This window comes from Achromobacter sp. PD1, from assembly GCF_048541815.1.
Taxonomy (GTDB): Bacteria; Pseudomonadota; Gammaproteobacteria; order Burkholderiales; family Burkholderiaceae_B; genus Achromobacter; species Achromobacter bronchisepticus_A.
Genome location: NZ_CP183349.1, coordinates 2,587,009 through 2,603,168 on the forward strand (window position 1 = coordinate 2,587,009; position 16,160 = coordinate 2,603,168).

Genomic DNA, 16,160 nt, shown 5'->3' on the forward strand with positions numbered 1-16,160 from the left:
CGCGCCACGTCACGCCAGCGCGCTGGGATAGGGGCTGGTGTCGATGTGTTCCAGCATGCCGTAGGCCAGCCGCTCCAGCAGCCGCGCACGGTCGGCGGCGTGCGCGGGATCGTCCCACAGGTTGCGCAGCTCGTGCGGGTCCTGGTTCAGATCGTAGAGCTCACCCCAGCGCGCGCCATCGTAGACCGTAGCGCGAAAGCCGTCGGCCAGCAGCGTGCGGCAGCGGATGCGGCTGTTGAAGCCGAGTATCACGCGCTGCCCTTCTTCCTCGATCATCAGCGCATCGCGCACGGCGGCCTCGCGTCCGCCGATGAGGCCGGCCATGTCGCGCCCCTGAATGCCGTTGTAGGGCTGCACGCCGGCGCGCGCCAGCACCGTGGGCGCGACGTCGATGGTGCTGAGCAAGGCATCGCTGGCCGCGCCCGCCGTCCGCGCCGCAGCCGGGTCTCGCCAGATGAAGGGCACGCGGGTCAGGCCGCGGTAGTGGATCGGCCCCTTCAGCATCAGCTGATGGTCGCCCAGGTAGTCGCCATGGTCGCTGGTGAAGATCACCACGGTGTTGTCGGCCAGCCCCTGCGCATCGAGTTCGGCCAGTACCCGGCCGATCTGGTTGTCGATGTTGGCGATCGACCCATAGTTCAACGCCAGCGCTTCGCGCGCCTCGCGCTCGTTGCACGAAAAGATCGCGGGCGTATGCTTGACCGCCGTACCGGCGTCGCGCTGCGCGCGCAGCCAGGCCACGTGCGGCGGCGGCGTGCCCTGGCCGTGGAACGACGCGGGCAGCTCCATGTCCTCGGGCTTGTGCAGATCCCAGAACCGCCCTGGCGGCGTGAAGGGATGGTGCGGATCCGGAAACGAGCATTGCAGGAAGAACGGCTGCCCGGATGCCGCATAGCCGCGCAGCGCTTCGATGCTGCGGTCGGCGATGTAGGCCGTGGGATAGAGTTCTTCCGGCACGCGCGTGCGCCAAGCCTGGCGGATGCGCGTCAGCTCGTATTCCGGCGCGGGGATGGCATGCGCGGGGCCGATCAGCGCCTCGATCTCCGGATGCTCGCGGCGCAGCCAGCGCCGGTAGTGGCCATGCACGTCGTCGCTGTGATCGTCGACCAGGTCCACGCGCTCGAAACCATAATAGGGATAGCTCAGCTCGTGGTCGGCGCGTTCCAGCCACAGCTTGCGCTGCTCCTGGTCGTAGCGGCCGGCGTCCGGTTCGACCGCCTCGCGCGGCAATCTGTCTTCAGCGCGCACCGGCCAGGAAGGCGGAATGTCGGTCATGTTCTGCAAGTGGACCTTGCCGACCAGCGCGGTGCCGTAGCCGGCCTCGCGCATGGCTTCGACGAAGGTGCGGCTGCGCAGCGACAGGGCGATGCCGTTGTGGCGCGCGCCGTGCGCGGACGGAAAGCGGCCGGTCATCAGGCTGGCGCGGTTCGGCATGCAGATGGGCGTGGCCACGTGCATGTTGTCGGCGCGCCATCCGGACGCGGCCAGGCGGTCCAGGTTGGGCGTGCGGACCACGCGGTTGCCATAGGCCCCCAGATGGTCGGCGCGGTGCTGGTCGGTAATGAACAGCAGGAAGTTGACGGGCTTCGCAGCGGGCGTCATTGCTTCGCTCCCGACATCTCCACGGCGGAGCGCCAGGCCGGCATGTCGCGCTTGATCATGTCGCCGAAGGCCTGCGGCGTCATGTAGATCGGCACCATGCCCAGGGACTGCAAGGCCTGCGCGAACGCGCTGTCGGTCAGCACCGCCTCCAAGTCCGAGTTCAGCTTCTTCACCACCGCGGGCGGTGTGCCGGCGGGCGCGAACAGGCCGATCCAGGAACGCACGGCGACGCCTGCGGCCACGTCCGAGAACAGCGGCACATCGGGCAGCGCCGCGTACTTTTCAGTATTGGCCACGCCCAGCACCTTGACCTTGCCGGACGCGAGGAACGGAATGGCGGGCGCGATGCCGCCTATCATCAGCGGCACGTGGCCCGCGACCAGGTCGGCCATCGCCGGCGCGGCGCCCTTGTATGGCGCATGCACCACGTCCAGGCCGGCAGCGTGCTTCAACTGTTCCATCGCCAGCTGGTGCACCGTGCCCAGGCCGGGCGAGCCATAGGTGTACTTGCCGGGATTGGCCTTGATCAGTTTGACGGCATCGGCCAGCGTCGATGCCGGAAACTCGGCATTGGCCAGCAGCACCACCACGTTGTCCGCCACCAGGCCGACCGGCGCGAAATCGCGCACCGGGTCGTACGGCAGGCTGGAATACAGCGCACTGTTGATGCCGTGCGTATTGGTGGTGCCCATCAGCAGCGTGTAGCCGTCGGGCGCGGCGCGCGCCACCATGGACGCGGCAATGTTGCCGCCCGCGCCCGGCTTGTTCTCCACCACCAGCGTGTAGCCGCGAGGCTCCAGGCGCTGCGCCAGTTGGCGCGCCAGCACGTCCACCGCGCCGCCAGGCGAGAACGGCACCACGATCTGCACGGGCCGCGCCGGGTAGGCATCCGCCGCCGCCGCCGTACCCGCAATGCCACAGGCCCAGCTCGCGGCCAGGGCCATCCAGAACTTCTTCATGAATCGTCTCCATCCCGGCGTCCTTCCCGGCCCAGCCTGGGGAACGCCTGTCTCTCGTAGAGCGGCAAGTATGCCTAGCGCCCGGTGCCGGCGTGAAATGAAATAAACTGAACGATTCATAACCATTTGAATATGAATCGCCATGTCAGAGCGCACCGGCGCCCATCTCAAGCGGCGTCATGCCGAACTGTTGGTCGCGCTCGACGACGAACGCCACCTGGGGCGCGCGGCCGAGCGCCTGCACATGTCCCAGCCCGCCGCGTCCAAGGCGCTGGCGCAGCTGGAGGAACAGGTGGGCTACGCGCTATTCGAGCGCGGAACCCAGGGCACCCTGCCGACAAATGCCGGAATGGTTATGATCCGCCACGCCCGGCACAGCCTGGGCGCGGCCCAGCGCGTGGCGGCCGAACTGCGGGCCGCCGAAGAACGCGGCGCCAGCCTGCTGCGCCTGGGCACCCTGCCCTCGGCCGCGCCCCGGCTCGCGCCGCAGTTGATCGCGCATCTGCTGGGCCTGGCGCCGCGGCTGGAAGTGAAACTGGTGGAAGGCGCGCTTGGCGAACTCATGGACAAGCTGGCGCGCGACGAACTGGACATCGTGCTGGGCCGCCTGGGCAGCCGCCTGCTGCCCGCGGACTGCGAGGTGATCCGCCTGCACGAAGAACCTATCCTGGTGGTGGCGCGCCCCGGCCATCCGCTGGCCGCAAGCCAGGCACTGGAGGCCGTCGAACTGGCGCGCTGGCCCTGGGTGCTGCCGCTGGAAGCCACCATGATGCGCGAGCGCCTGGACGAGGCTTTCGTGCATGCCGGAGCGCGCCCGCCAGATTCCAGCATCCAATCCAATTCGCTGCTGGCCACCCTCGCCCTGCTGGCCCAGGACGACCGCCTGGTGGCCCTGCCCCAGGCAATTGCGCGCTACTGCGAACGCCAAGGCAGCGTGGCCGTGCTGCCGCTGCGGCTGGATGCCAACTTCGGCGCCATCGGCGCCGTGGTCAACCGCAACACGGCCGGCATGCCGGTGGTGCAGGCGGCAATGGCGTGGCTGCGCGGCTTGCCGCCAGGCGCGAATCAGGCCGCGCCGGGCCCGGGCGCCTGATAACCCAGCAGCACGCTGGCCGCTTCGGCTTCGCGCCGTACCGCCTGCGCGATCGGGCCGTCCGCCGAGGCGTCGAATCCGCCCGTCGCGCCCAGCGCGGTCAGCGCGGCGCAAGGCCGGCCGTTGTGGTCCAGCAGCGGCGCCGACACCGCGCTGATGCCCTTCAAATTAGTGTCGCGCACCGTGGCGCAGCCCTCGGCCAGCACCTGGCGGCGCAGACGGCCAATCGGGTCGGCGGCGTCCAGCAGCGCCCGCATGTCGGCAGGCGCGCGCGTCAATTCGGCCTCGGCAAGCGCCCGCACCCGCGCATCGTCCTGCATGGCCAGGAACACCCGTCCGGTGGCGGACCAGAGCATGGACAGCACCGAACCCATGCGCACGTTGACCGTCACCGGCAGGCCCGGCTCCTCGAAACGCACGATGGTCGGCCCCTTGTTGCCCATGACCGCGATGAAGCAGGTCACTTCCAGGCCTTCGCGCAGGCGCACCAGGCTGGGCTCGGCCAGGCGGATGGGATCGGCCTGGCGCAGCGCGGCCAGGCCCAGCAGCATCGCTTCCAGTCCCAGGCAGTACTGTTGAGTGGCGGCATCCTGCGCCACCAGCCCTGCTTCCATCAGGCTGACCAGGTAGCGGTGCACCTTGGCGGGGCTTTCGTCCACGTGCGCCGCCAGCAGCGTCAGGCTGGCGCGGCCGCCCAGCCGGCCCAACCCCTTCAGCACCGCCATGCCGGTTTCGGCGGCCTGCACGCGCTGGCGCCGTTCACGCGGACGGGGCGCGTCGGTAGTCTGAACGGGAACGGAGGAAGGTTCGGGAGTCTGGGTCATGGGCGCGGGGTCATGGCGCGATAAGGGATCTGCCTAGCGGCTGCGGATGCAGCCCGGAGATTACCCCAATTGAATAATTACGCAATGCGTATATGATTTACGCAATTGTAATCCGGAGCGACGACATGGGCCACCCAACCACCCCTGCAACCACCGCGCCCGCCAATACCGGCGGCTGTCCGATAGATCACGCCGCGCTGGCGCGCGCCCAGGCCTGTCCGGTCAGCCCTCGCGCCGCGGAATTCGATCCTTTTGGCGACGGCTATCAGCAGGATCCGCCCGAGTACGTGCGCTGGGCGCGCGAACAGGAACCCGTGTTCTACAGCCCCAAGCTGGGCTATTGGGTGGTCACCCGCTACGACGACATCAAGGCCGTGTTCCGCGACAACCACACCTACAGCCCCTCGATCGCGCTGGAAAAGATCACGCCCACCGGCCCCGAGGCCAACGCCGTGCTGGCCAGCTACGGCTACGCGATGAACCGCACCCTGGTCAACGAGGACGAGCCGGCCCACATGCCGCGCCGCCGCGTGCTGATGGACCCGTTCACGCCGGACGAGCTCAAGCACCACGAACCCATGGTGCGGCGCCTGACGCGCGAATACGTGGACCGCTTCATCAACGACGGCCGCGCCGACCTGGTCGACCAGATGCTGTGGGAAGTGCCCTTGACGGTTGCCCTGCACTTCCTGGGCGTACCCGAGGAAGACATGGATCTGCTGCGCAAGTACTCCATCGCGCACACCGTCAACACCTGGGGCCGGCCCAAGCCGGAAGAACAGGTGGAAGTGGCGCATGCGGTGGGGAACTTCTGGCAGCTGGCGGGCAAGATCCTGGACAAGATGCGCCAGGATCCCGACGCCCCGGGCTGGATGCAGTACGGCATCCGCAAGCAGAAGGACCACCCCGAGGTCGTCACCGACTCCTACCTGCACTCGATGATGATGGCGGGCATCGTCGCGGCGCATGAGACCACCGCCAACGCCTCGGCCAACGCCATCAAGCTGCTGCTGCAGCACCCCGACGCCTGGCGCGAACTGTGCGAGGACCCCGGCCTGCTGCCCAACGCGGTCGAGGAATGCCTGCGCCACAACGGCTCGGTCGCGGCCTGGCGTCGCCTGGCCACGCGCGACACCGAGATCGCCGGCGTGGCGATTCCCGCGGGCGCCAAACTCCTGATCGTGTCGTCGTCGGCCAACCACGACGAGCGCCATTTCGCCGACGCCGACTTCTTCGACATCCGCCGCGACAACGCCAGCGACCAGCTGACCTTCGGCTATGGCGCGCACCAATGCATGGGCAAGAACCTGGCGCGCATGGAGATGCAGATCTTCCTGGAAGAGCTGACGCGCCGCCTGCCGCACATGCGCCTGGCCGAACAGCAGTTCACCTACGTGCCGAACACCTCGTTCCGCGGCCCGGAGCATCTGTGGGTGGAATGGAATCCGGCCGACAACCCCGAGCGCCGCGACGCCGCCCTGCTGGATCAGGTGCAGCCGGTTCGCATCGGCGAGCCTTCCACCCACGCCATCAGCCGCAAGCTGGTCGTGACCGAGGTCACGGCCGCGGCCGACGGCATCGCGCGCATCCGGCTCGAATCGCCCGATGGCAAGCCGCTGCCGCGCTGGACGCCCGGCTCGCACATCGACCTCGAATGCGGCGACACCGGCCTGTCGCGCCAATATTCGCTCTGCGGCGATCCGGCCGCCGCGCATGCGCTGGAGATCGCCGTGCTCAAGGAAACCGCGGGCCGCGGCGGTTCCGCCTGGATCCACCAGCACCTGCGCGCGGGCAGCATCGTCCGCGCACGCGGCCCGCGCAACCATTTCCGCATGGACGAAAGCGCCAAACGCCTGATCCTCATCGCCGGCGGCATAGGCATCACGCCCATCAGCGCCATGGCGCGCCGCGCGCGCGAACTGGGCCAGGATTACGAACTGCACTACAGCGGCCGCTCGCGCGCCAGCATGGCCATGCTGGACGAACTGCAGCAACTGCACGGCGCGCGCCTGCATCTGCACGTCAGCGACGAAGGCAGCCGCAACGACTTCGGCGCCCTGCTGTCCCGCCCCGAGGCCGGCGTCCAGATCTACGCCTGCGGTCCGGAGCGCATGCTGGATGCCCTGCAGGTCGCCTGCGCCGCCTGGCCCGAGGACAGTCTGCGCGTGGAGCACTTCCATTCCACGCTCGCCACGCTGGACCCGTCCAAGGAACATGCCTTCGAGGCCGAGTTGAAGGACTCCGGCATCGTCGTGCAGGTGCCTGCCGACCAGACCCTGCTGAGCGCGCTGCGCGGCGCCAATATCGACGTGCAGAGCGACTGCGAGGAAGGACTCTGCGGCTCCTGCGAGGTGCGCGTGCTGGGCGGCGCGGTCGATCACCGCGACGTGGTGCTGACCCGCGCCGAGCGCGAGGCCGGCAACCGCATGATGGCCTGCTGCTCCCGCGCCCAGGGCAAGCGCATCGTGCTGGAGCTGTAGGGGCTGGCGTGCCAGCAATGCCGCGCGCTTGCGCCTGGCGTCGCAGGCACGCATTCATATGCCTGAAGTGCGCCTGAAAGCGGTAGAATTCACCCCTCTGCTCATCACCACGTCGTCCCGCTGCAACGCGGGACGACGTTTTTTGACGCGGCCAGTCCCGGGCTTGAAGGCGGGCCCACTGCGGGCCGGCCCATGCCGCGGCCGGCCGCGGGGTAATTTCTCAGCGCTCCTAGATGCCGATCAAAGACCAACTATTCCTCGCCAGCCAGTATCTCGCCCCTCACCATCTGGTGTCGCGGCTCTTCGGGTACGCATCCGACTGCCGGGAACCCGCGGTCAAGAACTGGATGATCTCGCGCTTCGTCCGCCGCTATGGCGTGGACATGCGCGAAGCGCTGCAGGAAGACCCGCTGGCCTACGATTGCTTCAACGACTTCTTCACGCGGGCATTGAAGGAAGACGCGCGGCCGCTGGACGACGAGCCGGGCTCGGTGGTGTGTCCCGCCGACGGCGCCATCAGCCAGATGGGCGCGATCGAACATGGCCGGATCTTCCAGGCCAAGGGCCACAGCTACGGCCTGGCCGACCTGCTGGGCGGCGACACCGAGCGCGCAGCCCCGTTCCAGGGCGGCGAATTCGCCACCATCTATCTGTCGCCCAAGGATTACCACCGCGTGCACATGCCGGTCGCGGGCACCCTGCGCGAAATGGTCCACGTGCCCGGCCGCCTGTTCTCAGTCAATCCGCTGACCGCCCGCAACGTGCCGCGTCTGTTCGCGCGCAACGAGCGCGTCGTGTGCATCTTCGACACCGAGCACGGCCCGATGGCGGTGGTGCTGGTGGGCGCGATGATCGTCGCCTCCATCGAGACGGTGTGGGCCGGCCTGGTCACGCCGCACAAGCGGCGTGTCAAAGCCACCCGCTACGATGACGCGGCGCGCGCCCCGATCCATCTGGCCAAAGGCGCGGAAATGGGCCGCTTCAAGCTGGGCTCCACCGCCATCGTGCTGTTCGGCCCCAACCAGATCCGCTGGGCGGATACGCCCTCCGTGCTGGGTCCGGTGCGCATGGGCGAACTGATGGCGCTGCCCGCGTAGTTTCCGGACAGCTCTTCGCTTAAATCGAAATTGGATGTCTGGTTTTATTCGCTTTATGCGATGAATCGGCGTTGCTAGATTACGGGCTTTTGCCGGCCCGCCATGACATCCCTGCTCTCGACCACCGCCAGTCCCCGCGCCGCCTCGGCCGATCGCCCCTTGCCGCGCGCGCTGGCGCGCATGCTGTCGCTGGACGACTTCGAGGCGGCCGCGAAACGCCGCCTGCCGCGGCCGATCTTCGGCTATGTCGCCGGCGCGGCCGAAGACAACCAGTCCCTGCGCGGCAACCGCAACGCCTTTGCGCAGTACGCGTTTTCCCCGCGCGTGCTGGTGGACGTGTCGCGCCGCACGCAGCAAACCGAGCTCTTTGGCCGCCGCTATGCCTCGCCCTTCGGCATTGCCCCGATGGGCATCAGCGCGCTGTCGGCCTACCGCGGCGACATCGTGCTGGCGCGTGCGGCGCGTGAGCAAGGCATACCCGCCATCCTCAGCGGCACCTCGCTGATTCCGCTGGAAGACGTCATCCGCGCAGCGCCCGGCACCTGGTTCCAGGCCTATCTGCCGGGGGATCCGCAGCGCATCGACGCGCTGGTCGAGCGCGCCCGCCACGCCGGCTACGAAACGCTGGTGCTGACGGTGGACATCCCCGTGTCGGCAAACCGCGAAAACAACGTGCGCACCGGCTTCTCCACGCCGCTCAAGCCCAGCCTGCGCCTGGCCTGGGACGGCCTGACGCGGCCGCGCTGGCTGGCCGGCACGTTCATGCGCACGCTGCTGGCCCATGGCATGCCGCATTTCGAAAACTCCTTCGCGACGCGCGGCGCGCCGATCGTGTCGTCGTCGGTGCTGCGCGACTTCAGCGCGCGCGACCACCTCAGCTGGGAACATGTGGCGCGCATCCGCCGCCAGTGGCCGGGCACGCTCATCATCAAGGGCATCCTGCACCCGCAGGACGCGGCGCTGGCGCGGCAGCATGGCGCCGACGGCATCATCGTGTCGAACCATGGCGGCCGGCAACTGGACGGCGCGGTCTCGCCGCTGCGCGCCCTGCCCGGCGTGGTCGCCGCCGCCGGCAACATGACCGTGATGATGGATAGCGGCGTGCGCCGCGGCAGCGACGTGCTCAAGGCGCTGGCGCTGGGCGCAAGCTTCGTCTTCGTCGGACGACCCTTCAACTACTCGGCGGCGGTCGGCGGCGAAGCCGGCGTAGCGCATGCAATCCGCCTGCTGCGCGCCGAGGTCGACCGCAACATGGCGATGCTGGGCATCAACCATGTGCGGGAGATGGGGCCGGATTTGCTCGTGCGGGAGAATCCGCACGCGGCATAGAATGACGGTTCCCTTGCCACCCGCGCCGCGGCTTTCCGCCCGGCGCGCCCCAGAGTCGCCGTGTCCCTACGCCAATCCTCATTCTTCCTGCGCTTCCTGACCCTGGGCGCCCTGGCTCACGTCTACGTGGGCGCCCGCCTGATCCCCGACGCCCAACTGGGCGGAGCGGGTTCCGCCGCCGCCATCCTTGCCTTGCTGCTGTCCTGCATCCTGATTCCGCTGGGGATGCTGGGGCGTTCTTCCGTGCACCCGCCCTGGGGCGACCGCATCGCCTGGGTCGGGCTGTTCGCAATGGGCCTGTTCTCGTCCCTGTTCGTGCTGACGGTGCTGCGCGACGCGCTGCTGCTGGCGGCGGGGCTGGCGGACCTGCTCATCGGCGCCGGTCTGCCTTGGACCGCGCTGCGCCGGGTCAGCGCCTGGACCGTGCCCCTACTGGCTCTCGCCGCGACCTTGGCCGGCCTGTACAACGCCCGCAAGCGGGCGCGCGTGGTCGATGTCGATGTGCCCATCGCCGGGCTCGCGCCCGACCTGGACGGTTTCACCATCGTGCAGATCAGCGACATCCACGTCGGCCCGACCATCAAGAAGCGCTACGTGCAGGCTATCGTCGACGCCGTCAATGAACAGCTGCCGGACATGATTGCGATCACTGGCGATGTGGTCGACGGCAGCGTCGAGCAGCTCTCCGCCCAGGCCAGCCCGCTGGGTCAGCTGCGCGCGACCCACGGGGTTTATCTGGTGACCGGCAACCATGAATACTATTCGGGCGCCACGCCCTGGATCGCCGAGTTCCGCCGCATGGGGCTGCGCGTGCTGATGAATGAACACGTGGTCATCCATCCCGCCGGCCTGCCCGTGGTGGTGGCGGGCATCACCGACTACAGCGCCGGCTCGTTCGATCCGCAGCAGCGCAGCAGCCCCAAGGCGGCGCTGGCGGGCGCGCCCGCCGATGCCATGCCCCGGATACTGCTGGCGCACCAGCCGCGCAGCGCGGCGGCGGCCGAGCCGCTGGGCTATACCCTGCAATTGTCCGGCCATACGCATGGCGGACAATTCTTCCCCTGGGGTTTCTTCGTGCGGTTCCAGCAGCCCTATACGGCCGGCCTGCATCGCCTGGGCAAGATGTGGATCTACATCAGCCGCGGCACGGGCTATTGGGGACCGCCCAAACGCCTGGGCGCGCCCTCCGAGATCACGCGCCTGCGGCTGCGCGCGGCTTGAGCGGCGCGGTTCAGCCGTTGTCCGGCAAGGGCCCGCGCTCCAGATAGCTGGTCAAGGCGATGTCGCTGGTGGTGTTGGTGATGCCGTCGATCTGATGGATGCGGGCCAGCAGCGCCTCCAGCGCCTGCGTGTCGCGCACGCGCACTTTCAGCAGCATGGCGCTCTTGCCGGTGATGGTGTGGATCTCTTCCACCTCGGTCAGCTCGGCCAGCCCCAGCACCTGCTGCGTAATGGTCCAGTTGTTGGTGTCCACGTGCACGAAGGCCAGCAGCGGCCGGCCGATGCGCGCGCCATCCAGCTTGGCGGCGATGCCTTTTATCAGGCCGTCGCGCTTCAGACGCTTGACCCTTTCATGCACGGCCGGGGCGGAGAGGTTCAGCATTTTGCCCAGTTCGGCGTAGCTGGGGGAGGCATCGTCGGCCAGCAGCGTTAATAGCTTTCGGTCGCGGTCGTCAAGATCAGGCATTGGAATTGGGTTCTGCCGAACGGCATTCGAACTTTTATGGAATAAGGAAATATAAGCGTTAACCCTTATTTTATTCCAATAAAATTTCGCGATGCAAAACCGTAGCACCCGCAGCGCCCGCCCCGCCTCTTCCGTCCCCGCCCTGATGTTCGCCGTCAGCGTCGTAGGCTCCAACGGTCTGGCGCTCAGCCCCATCCTTAGCGACGTGGCGCGCTCCTTTTCTACTTCCCCGCTGACCATCAGCACCGCCATTTCCGCGTATGGCGCGGCCACCGCCGCCAGCGCCTTCTTCCTGGCCGCCCGCATCGACCGCATCGGCGTGCGCCGCTCGCTGCTGGGCGCGATGGCGGTGCTGATCGCCGCGCTGGTCCTGTCCGCCTGCGCGCCGCACTGGATCGTGCTGACGCTGGCGCAAGCCCTGGCAGGCGCCGCGGCGGGCGTCATCCTGCCCGCGGCCTATGGATCGGCCGCGCTGATCGCGCCGCCCGGCCAGGAGGCGCGCACCCTGGGCCGCGTCATCGCGGGTTGGTCCGTGTCGCTGGTGGCGGGCGTGCCGCTGTCCGCGCTCATCTCCGACGCCGTGGGTTGGCGCGCCACCTACGCCACGCTGGCGCTCTGCGCCGCCATCGCCGTGCTCGGGCTGCGCCAGCTGCCGGAGCGCCGCGCCGAGAATCCCGCGCCGCTGCGCCTGTCGCGCCTGCTGGCGCCGTTGTCCTACCGCGACGTGCCCGCTTTGCTGCTGGGCTGCCTGGCGTTCTCGTCGGCCTTCTATGGCGTGTATGCCTTCCTGGCCGACCATGTGCGCGGCCTGCTGGGGCTATCCGCGGGACAGGTAGGCTTCATCGCTTTCGCCTACGGCGCAGGGTTCCTGCTGGCCGGGGTAGCTGGCGCGCCGCTGATCGAGCGGCTGGGGCCGCGCCGCGCCCTGCCGATGGCGTTGGGCGTGATCGCGCTGGTGTATCTGGGGCTGCTGCCGGCCACGCATGCGTTGAGCGCGGTGCTTGCCATCGCCACTCTCTGGGGCGCGGCCTCGCAACTGAGCCTGAACCTGCTGGTGCTGCTGCTGTCGCGCGCCCGGCCCGAAGAGCGCGGCGCGGTGCTGGGGCTGAATACCTGCACCACCTATCTGGGCGCAAGCGTCGGCACCGCGATCGCCGGCACCATCTACACCCACGCGGGGTTCGAAGCGCTGGGCTTGGCCGCGGCCTGCGCCCTGGCCGCCGCGGCGCTAGGCCTGCATTGGCGCCTGAACGGCCGGCGCGCGGCGGGCGGCCAGGCGGCTGCCTGAGCGCGCCTCAGCTCCGGTACTCCACCGCGCAATCCCTACCCGACCGCTTGGCCTGATATAGCGCGAAATCCGCACGGCGCAGCACGTCCGACGCGGTGGCGTCGCCAGGTAGAAAGCTCGCGATGCCGCCGCTGACCGACAGCGTCACCACCGCCCCGTCGATATCCGCCGGATGCTGCCTCAGGCTGGCGCGCAGGCGCTCGCAGATCGCGCGCGCCACCGCCGCGTCGGCGTCCGCCAGCAGCACCAGGAATTCCTCGCCGCCCAGCCTTCCTGCCGAATCGCCCTCGCGCAGACAGGCGCGCAGTTGATCGCAGAAGTGCCTCAGCGCCACGTCACCCCCCAAGTGCCCATGGCGGTCGTTGACCTGCTTGAAGTAATCCAGGTCCAGCATCAGCGCGGTGGTCGGCCCGCCCGCGCCACGGCGGCCGTCGGCCAGGCGTTCTTCCATGCGCTTGAGGATTTCGGCGCGGTTCCAGCAGCCGGTCAGGCTGTCCACCCGGGCCATGCGCTCCAGCGCGGCTTCCGCGCGCCGGCTTTCAGTGATGTCCATGCCCAGGTTCACGACCTTGCCGTCGGGCAGCTTGACGTTGGACCAAAGCACCGACAGTTGCTCGCCGTCGCGTGTGCGCGGCTGCCATTCGCGGAACGAGCGTTCGGGCCGCGCGACGACGCTGTCCATCGCGCGATCCCGTACCGCCGGATCGGGGTAGAACAGCGCAAACGGGTTCGAGCTCAGCTTGATCTCGGCTTCGGACCAGCCGAAGCGCCGCACACAGGCGTCGTTCCACAGCGTGCAGCGGCCGTCCTGATCGAAGGCGTTGATCAGCACCGGCGCCGACCGGAACAGTGCGCCGAACTGCGCAATGACTTCGTTTTGGCGCGCCAGCTCGCTTTCGCGCGCGGCCGCGCCCAGCACGGCGTGCTGCGCGAAGCTGGCCAGTATGGCTTGCGCGTTGGCGTGGGCTGACGCATCGGCCAGCTCGCGCCTGAAGAGAAAGGCGATGTGGCCGCAGGCGACTCCATTCCCGTCGAAGAGCGTACGCGCCACGCAGGCCCGCACGCCGGCCTCGAGCAGCCAGGGATGGTCTTGCCGCAAGTCTCGCAGACACGCCTGCGAGGTCTGATCCGCCAGCCGCGCATGCAAGGCGTCGCCCGCGCCCGCGGGATCGGCCGCCAGGCCCGCGCCGCAACTGACGCTGGCGATCAGCTCCGTCCCGCCGCCGGCGTCATGCAGCCGCACCCAGGCGTAGTCCACGCCCATGTCCGCGACCGCGCGGTTGACCAGCGTATCGAAAAAACCGGCCTGCGGCCCCGCCGCGAGGATCGCGCTGGCCGCAGCCAGGATGCGGCCGTCATCGACGGGCAGGACCTGGGCATGGGCGGCATCGTCGGGCGATGGAATACGCATGGCTTGGGGCTCGAAAGTAGAGGGCGCGCCCTGCGGAGCAGCCATGGCGGCGCCTGATCTCCGGGCGGGAGGAAAATTGGGGCCAGTATACGAGCTATCTCTGAGCCGAACTGCCAAGAATCGTCAACGCCCGCCCCCCCTCGGCTCGCCGCGCCGCGCTACCAGGGAAAGTCGATCAGGTCGCCATAAAGGCTGCGCAGCTTGGCCTTCACTTCGGCCGAGTTCTGGTAGATCGAAATGAACTTCAGCAGGCGCGGATCCTGCGCGCCGGCCGGCGTGGCCACCCAGCGGATGGCATAGCGCCGCACATTGGCCGGATCGGTGTTGTCAAAGGCCAGGCCGTCCTTCTCGTTCAAGCCGGCCTGCTTGGCGAAGGTGGTGTAGGTGACGGACGCGGTCACGTCGTCGAAGGTGCGCGCGGACTGGGAGCCTTCGATCGGCACGAACTTCAGCTTCTTGGGGTTCGACACCACGTCCTCCAGCGCGGCCTGGTGCGCCACGCCGGGCTTGAGCTTGATCAGGCCGATGGATTCCAGCAGCAACAGCGCCCGGCCGGTGTTGACCGGGTCGTTGGGAACCGCAATGGTCGCGCCCTCGGGCATCGCGTCGCCCTTCTTCAGCTTCTTGGAAAACAGGCCGATGGTGGTGGAATAGCCGTAGGCGATGGGCTTGAGGTCAGCGCCGCGGCGCTGGTTGAAGAGTTCCAGGAAGGGTTCATGCTGGAAGAAGTTCGCGTCCACCGAACCGTCGGCGACCGCGATGTTGGGCAACACCCAGTCGTTGAATTCCACCAGCTTGACCTCCAGGCCTTCCTTTTGGGCCTGGGCGATGGCGATCTCGGTGGCGGCATTGGCCACGCTGGGGATCACGCCGATGCGCAGCGGCTTGTCCTGCGCCATGGCGGCGGAGGCGCAGGCCAGCGCCAACCCGGCCGTGGCCGCGCAGCGGGTGAATTTCAGTAGCAGTTTGTGCAACAACATGAGGACCATCCAGGTAGGAAAACAGGGCATCGCCCCGCGCAGCCGCTATTGTGCAGCAGCCCGCGGCATCGCCCGGCAATGGCCTTTGTCACGCAATGGCAATGCCGCGGACCGGATTGCGGCGCTAAGATGGCTGCAATACCTCCTCGGGAGACGCTCATGAGCGCGGTATTGAACACCCAGCCGGGCGCGCAGTCCGCCGCCAGCCACCGCGACCGCGTGGAAGACCAGCTCGGCGCGCACAACTACCATCCGCTTGACGTGGTCATCGCGCGCGGCAGCGGCGTCTGGCTCTACGACGTGGACGGCCGCAAGTACCTGGATTGCCTGTCGGCCTACTCCGCCGTCAACCAGGGGCATTGCCATCCCGCCATCCTGGCCGCCATGGCCGAGCAGGCGCAAAAGCTCACGCTGACCTCGCGCGCCTTCCGCCACGACCAGATGGCGCCGTTCTACGAAGACCTGGCGCGCCTGACCGGAGCGCACAAGATCCTGCCCATGAACAGCGGCGCGGAAGCCGTGGAAACCGCCATCAAGGCCGTGCGCAAATGGGGCTACGAAGTGCGCGGCGTGCCGGAGAACCAGGCCGAGATCATCGTCTGCGCCAACAACTTCCATGGCCGCACGCTGGGCATCGTGGGCTTCTCTACCGACCCCGACGCCTATGGCCACTATGGGCCGTTCGCGCCGGGATTCAAGATCGTTCCTTTCGGCGACTACGAGGCCTTCGACGCCGCCATCACGCCCAACACCGTGGCATTCCTGGTGGAACCGATACAGGGTGAAGCCGGGGTAGTCCTGCCGCCTGCGGGCTATTTCGCGCGGGTGCGCCAGCGCTGTACCGAGCGCGGCATCACGCTGATCCTGGACGAGATCCAGACCGGCCTGGGCCGCACCGGCAAGCTGCTGGCAGAAGAGCATGAAGGCATCGAAGCGGACGTCACCTTGATCGGCAAGGCGCTGTCGGGCGGTTTCTACCCCGTGTCGGCGGTGCTGTCCAACGCCGACGTGCTGGGCGTGTTCCAGCCCGGCCAGCACGGCAGCACCTTCGGCGGCAACCCGCTGGCCTGCGCCATCGCGCGCGCCGCGCTGCGCGTGCTGATCGAGGAAGGCATGATAGAAAACGCGGCCGCCATGGGTTCCTACTTCCTGGACCGCCTGCGCACGCTGCCGGGTCCCGTGCGCGAAGTGCGCGGACGCGGCCTGATGCTGGCTGTGGAACTGGAGCCCGACGCCGGCGGCGCGCGCCTGTGGTGCGAACGCCTGCAGGCACGCGGCATGCTGGTCAAGGATACGCACGGCCACACGCTGCGCCTGTCGCCGCCGCTGATCGTGACGCGCGAACAGATCGACTGGGCCTGCGACCAATTGAGCGCGGTATTATCCGCCACTTGATGCCCCCCCTACCGG

13 protein-coding genes are annotated in these 16,160 nt (G+C 68.4%); 7 read left to right on the plus strand and 6 right to left on the minus strand.

Annotated features, from left to right (window positions below; genetic code table 11):
- Window positions 1-9: 9 nt before the first annotated feature.
- Both ACM1PE_RS12140 and ACM1PE_RS12145 read right to left on the minus strand, forming a co-directional pair.
- Window positions 10-1,602 carry a sulfatase gene (locus ACM1PE_RS12140; RefSeq protein ID WP_419343414.1) on the minus strand — a complete coding sequence of 531 codons (1,593 nt, stop codon included), beginning with the start codon at window positions 1,600-1,602 and terminating at the stop codon, window positions 10-12.
- On the minus strand, window positions 1,599-2,561 hold the full coding sequence (locus ACM1PE_RS12145) for a Bug family tripartite tricarboxylate transporter substrate binding protein (protein ID WP_419343416.1): 963 nt from the start codon (window positions 2,559-2,561) through the stop codon (window positions 1,599-1,601). The genes ACM1PE_RS12140 and ACM1PE_RS12145 overlap by 4 nt, the downstream gene beginning before the upstream one ends.
- A gap of 142 nt (window positions 2,562-2,703) precedes the next feature.
- Between ACM1PE_RS12145 and ACM1PE_RS12150 the strand changes: the two genes are divergently transcribed.
- Window positions 2,704-3,654, plus strand: a complete 951-nt coding sequence (locus ACM1PE_RS12150; protein ID WP_419343418.1) for a LysR substrate-binding domain-containing protein — start codon at window positions 2,704-2,706, stop codon at window positions 3,652-3,654.
- Here the strand turns inward: ACM1PE_RS12150 and ACM1PE_RS12155 are convergent.
- Complete coding sequence (locus tag ACM1PE_RS12155) at window positions 3,627-4,478, minus strand: IclR family transcriptional regulator (RefSeq protein ID WP_059375946.1); 852 nt, start codon at window positions 4,476-4,478, stop codon at window positions 3,627-3,629. The two genes, ACM1PE_RS12150 and ACM1PE_RS12155, sit on opposite strands and share 28 nt — an antisense overlap.
- A 125-nt stretch (window positions 4,479-4,603) precedes the next feature.
- Between ACM1PE_RS12155 and ACM1PE_RS12160 the strand changes: the two genes are divergently transcribed.
- The 4 genes from ACM1PE_RS12160 (at window position 4,604) to ACM1PE_RS12175 (ending at window position 10,605) form a co-directional block, all read left to right on the plus strand.
- Complete coding sequence (locus ACM1PE_RS12160; protein WP_419343420.1) at window positions 4,604-6,958, plus strand: cytochrome P450/oxidoreductase; 2,355 nt, start codon at window positions 4,604-4,606, stop codon at window positions 6,956-6,958.
- A 233-nt stretch (window positions 6,959-7,191) separates the two neighbouring features.
- Complete coding sequence (gene asd / locus ACM1PE_RS12165; RefSeq protein ID WP_059375944.1) at window positions 7,192-8,055, plus strand: archaetidylserine decarboxylase; 864 nt, start codon at window positions 7,192-7,194, stop codon at window positions 8,053-8,055.
- Window positions 8,056-8,157: 102 nt separating this feature from the next.
- Window positions 8,158-9,384: an alpha-hydroxy acid oxidase gene (locus tag ACM1PE_RS12170; RefSeq protein ID WP_419343422.1), complete on the plus strand. Its 1,227-nt coding sequence runs from the start codon at window positions 8,158-8,160 to the stop codon at window positions 9,382-9,384.
- Window positions 9,385-9,444: 60 nt separating this feature from the next.
- Window positions 9,445-10,605, plus strand: a complete 1,161-nt coding sequence (locus tag ACM1PE_RS12175) for a metallophosphoesterase (RefSeq protein ID WP_419343424.1) — start codon at window positions 9,445-9,447, stop codon at window positions 10,603-10,605.
- Between the two features lie 10 nt (window positions 10,606-10,615).
- Here the strand turns inward: ACM1PE_RS12175 and ACM1PE_RS12180 are convergent, their stop codons facing one another.
- Window positions 10,616-11,071: an Lrp/AsnC family transcriptional regulator gene (locus ACM1PE_RS12180; protein ID WP_054454198.1), complete on the minus strand. Its 456-nt coding sequence runs from the start codon at window positions 11,069-11,071 to the stop codon at window positions 10,616-10,618.
- 91 nt (window positions 11,072-11,162) lie between these two features.
- On the opposite strand from ACM1PE_RS12180, the gene ACM1PE_RS12185 reads away from it, so the two are divergent.
- The gene (locus ACM1PE_RS12185; RefSeq protein WP_419343426.1) at window positions 11,163-12,359 is read left to right on the plus strand and encodes an MFS transporter; all 1,197 of its coding nucleotides are present in this window, start codon (window positions 11,163-11,165) and stop codon (window positions 12,357-12,359) included.
- Between the two features lie 7 nt (window positions 12,360-12,366).
- On the opposite strand, the gene ACM1PE_RS12190 is transcribed toward ACM1PE_RS12185, so the two are convergent.
- Window positions 12,367-13,815, minus strand: coding sequence for a sensor domain-containing diguanylate cyclase (locus ACM1PE_RS12190; protein WP_419343428.1), 1,449 nt, complete (start codon window positions 13,813-13,815; stop codon window positions 12,367-12,369).
- 113 nt (window positions 13,816-13,928) lie between these two features.
- Window positions 13,929-14,750, minus strand: a complete 822-nt coding sequence (locus ACM1PE_RS12195; RefSeq protein WP_059375936.1) for a MetQ/NlpA family ABC transporter substrate-binding protein — start codon at window positions 14,748-14,750, stop codon at window positions 13,929-13,931.
- A gap of 159 nt (window positions 14,751-14,909) precedes the next feature.
- On the opposite strand from ACM1PE_RS12195, the gene rocD reads away from it, so the two are divergent.
- Window positions 14,910-16,145: an ornithine--oxo-acid transaminase gene (gene rocD, locus ACM1PE_RS12200; protein ID WP_059375934.1), complete on the plus strand. Its 1,236-nt coding sequence runs from the start codon at window positions 14,910-14,912 to the stop codon at window positions 16,143-16,145.
- Window positions 16,146-16,160 lie beyond the last annotated feature (15 nt).

Bases quoted from the DNA above. Each gene is read 5' to 3' on its own strand.
- ACM1PE_RS12140 (WP_419343414.1), bottom strand. From the start codon at position 1,602: ATGACGCCCGCTGCGAAGCCCGTCAACTTCCTGCTGTTCATTACCGAC.
- ACM1PE_RS12145 (WP_419343416.1), bottom strand. From the start codon at position 2,561: ATGAAGAAGTTCTGGATGGCCCTGGCCGCGAGCTGGGCCTGTGGCATT.
- ACM1PE_RS12150 (WP_419343418.1), top strand. From the start codon at position 2,704: ATGTCAGAGCGCACCGGCGCCCATCTCAAGCGGCGTCATGCCGAACTG.
- ACM1PE_RS12155 (WP_059375946.1), bottom strand. From the start codon at position 4,478: ATGACCCAGACTCCCGAACCTTCCTCCGTTCCCGTTCAGACTACCGAC.
- ACM1PE_RS12160 (WP_419343420.1), top strand. From the start codon at position 4,604: ATGGGCCACCCAACCACCCCTGCAACCACCGCGCCCGCCAATACCGGC.
- asd (WP_059375944.1), top strand. From the start codon at position 7,192: ATGCCGATCAAAGACCAACTATTCCTCGCCAGCCAGTATCTCGCCCCT.
- ACM1PE_RS12170 (WP_419343422.1), top strand. From the start codon at position 8,158: ATGACATCCCTGCTCTCGACCACCGCCAGTCCCCGCGCCGCCTCGGCC.
- ACM1PE_RS12180 (WP_054454198.1), bottom strand. From the start codon at position 11,071: ATGCCTGATCTTGACGACCGCGACCGAAAGCTATTAACGCTGCTGGCC.
- ACM1PE_RS12185 (WP_419343426.1), top strand. From the start codon at position 11,163: ATGCAAAACCGTAGCACCCGCAGCGCCCGCCCCGCCTCTTCCGTCCCC.
- ACM1PE_RS12190 (WP_419343428.1), bottom strand. From the start codon at position 13,815: ATGGCTGCTCCGCAGGGCGCGCCCTCTACTTTCGAGCCCCAAGCCATG.
- ACM1PE_RS12195 (WP_059375936.1), bottom strand. From the start codon at position 14,750: ATGTTGTTGCACAAACTGCTACTGAAATTCACCCGCTGCGCGGCCACG.
- rocD (WP_059375934.1), top strand. From the start codon at position 14,910: ATGAGCGCGGTATTGAACACCCAGCCGGGCGCGCAGTCCGCCGCCAGC.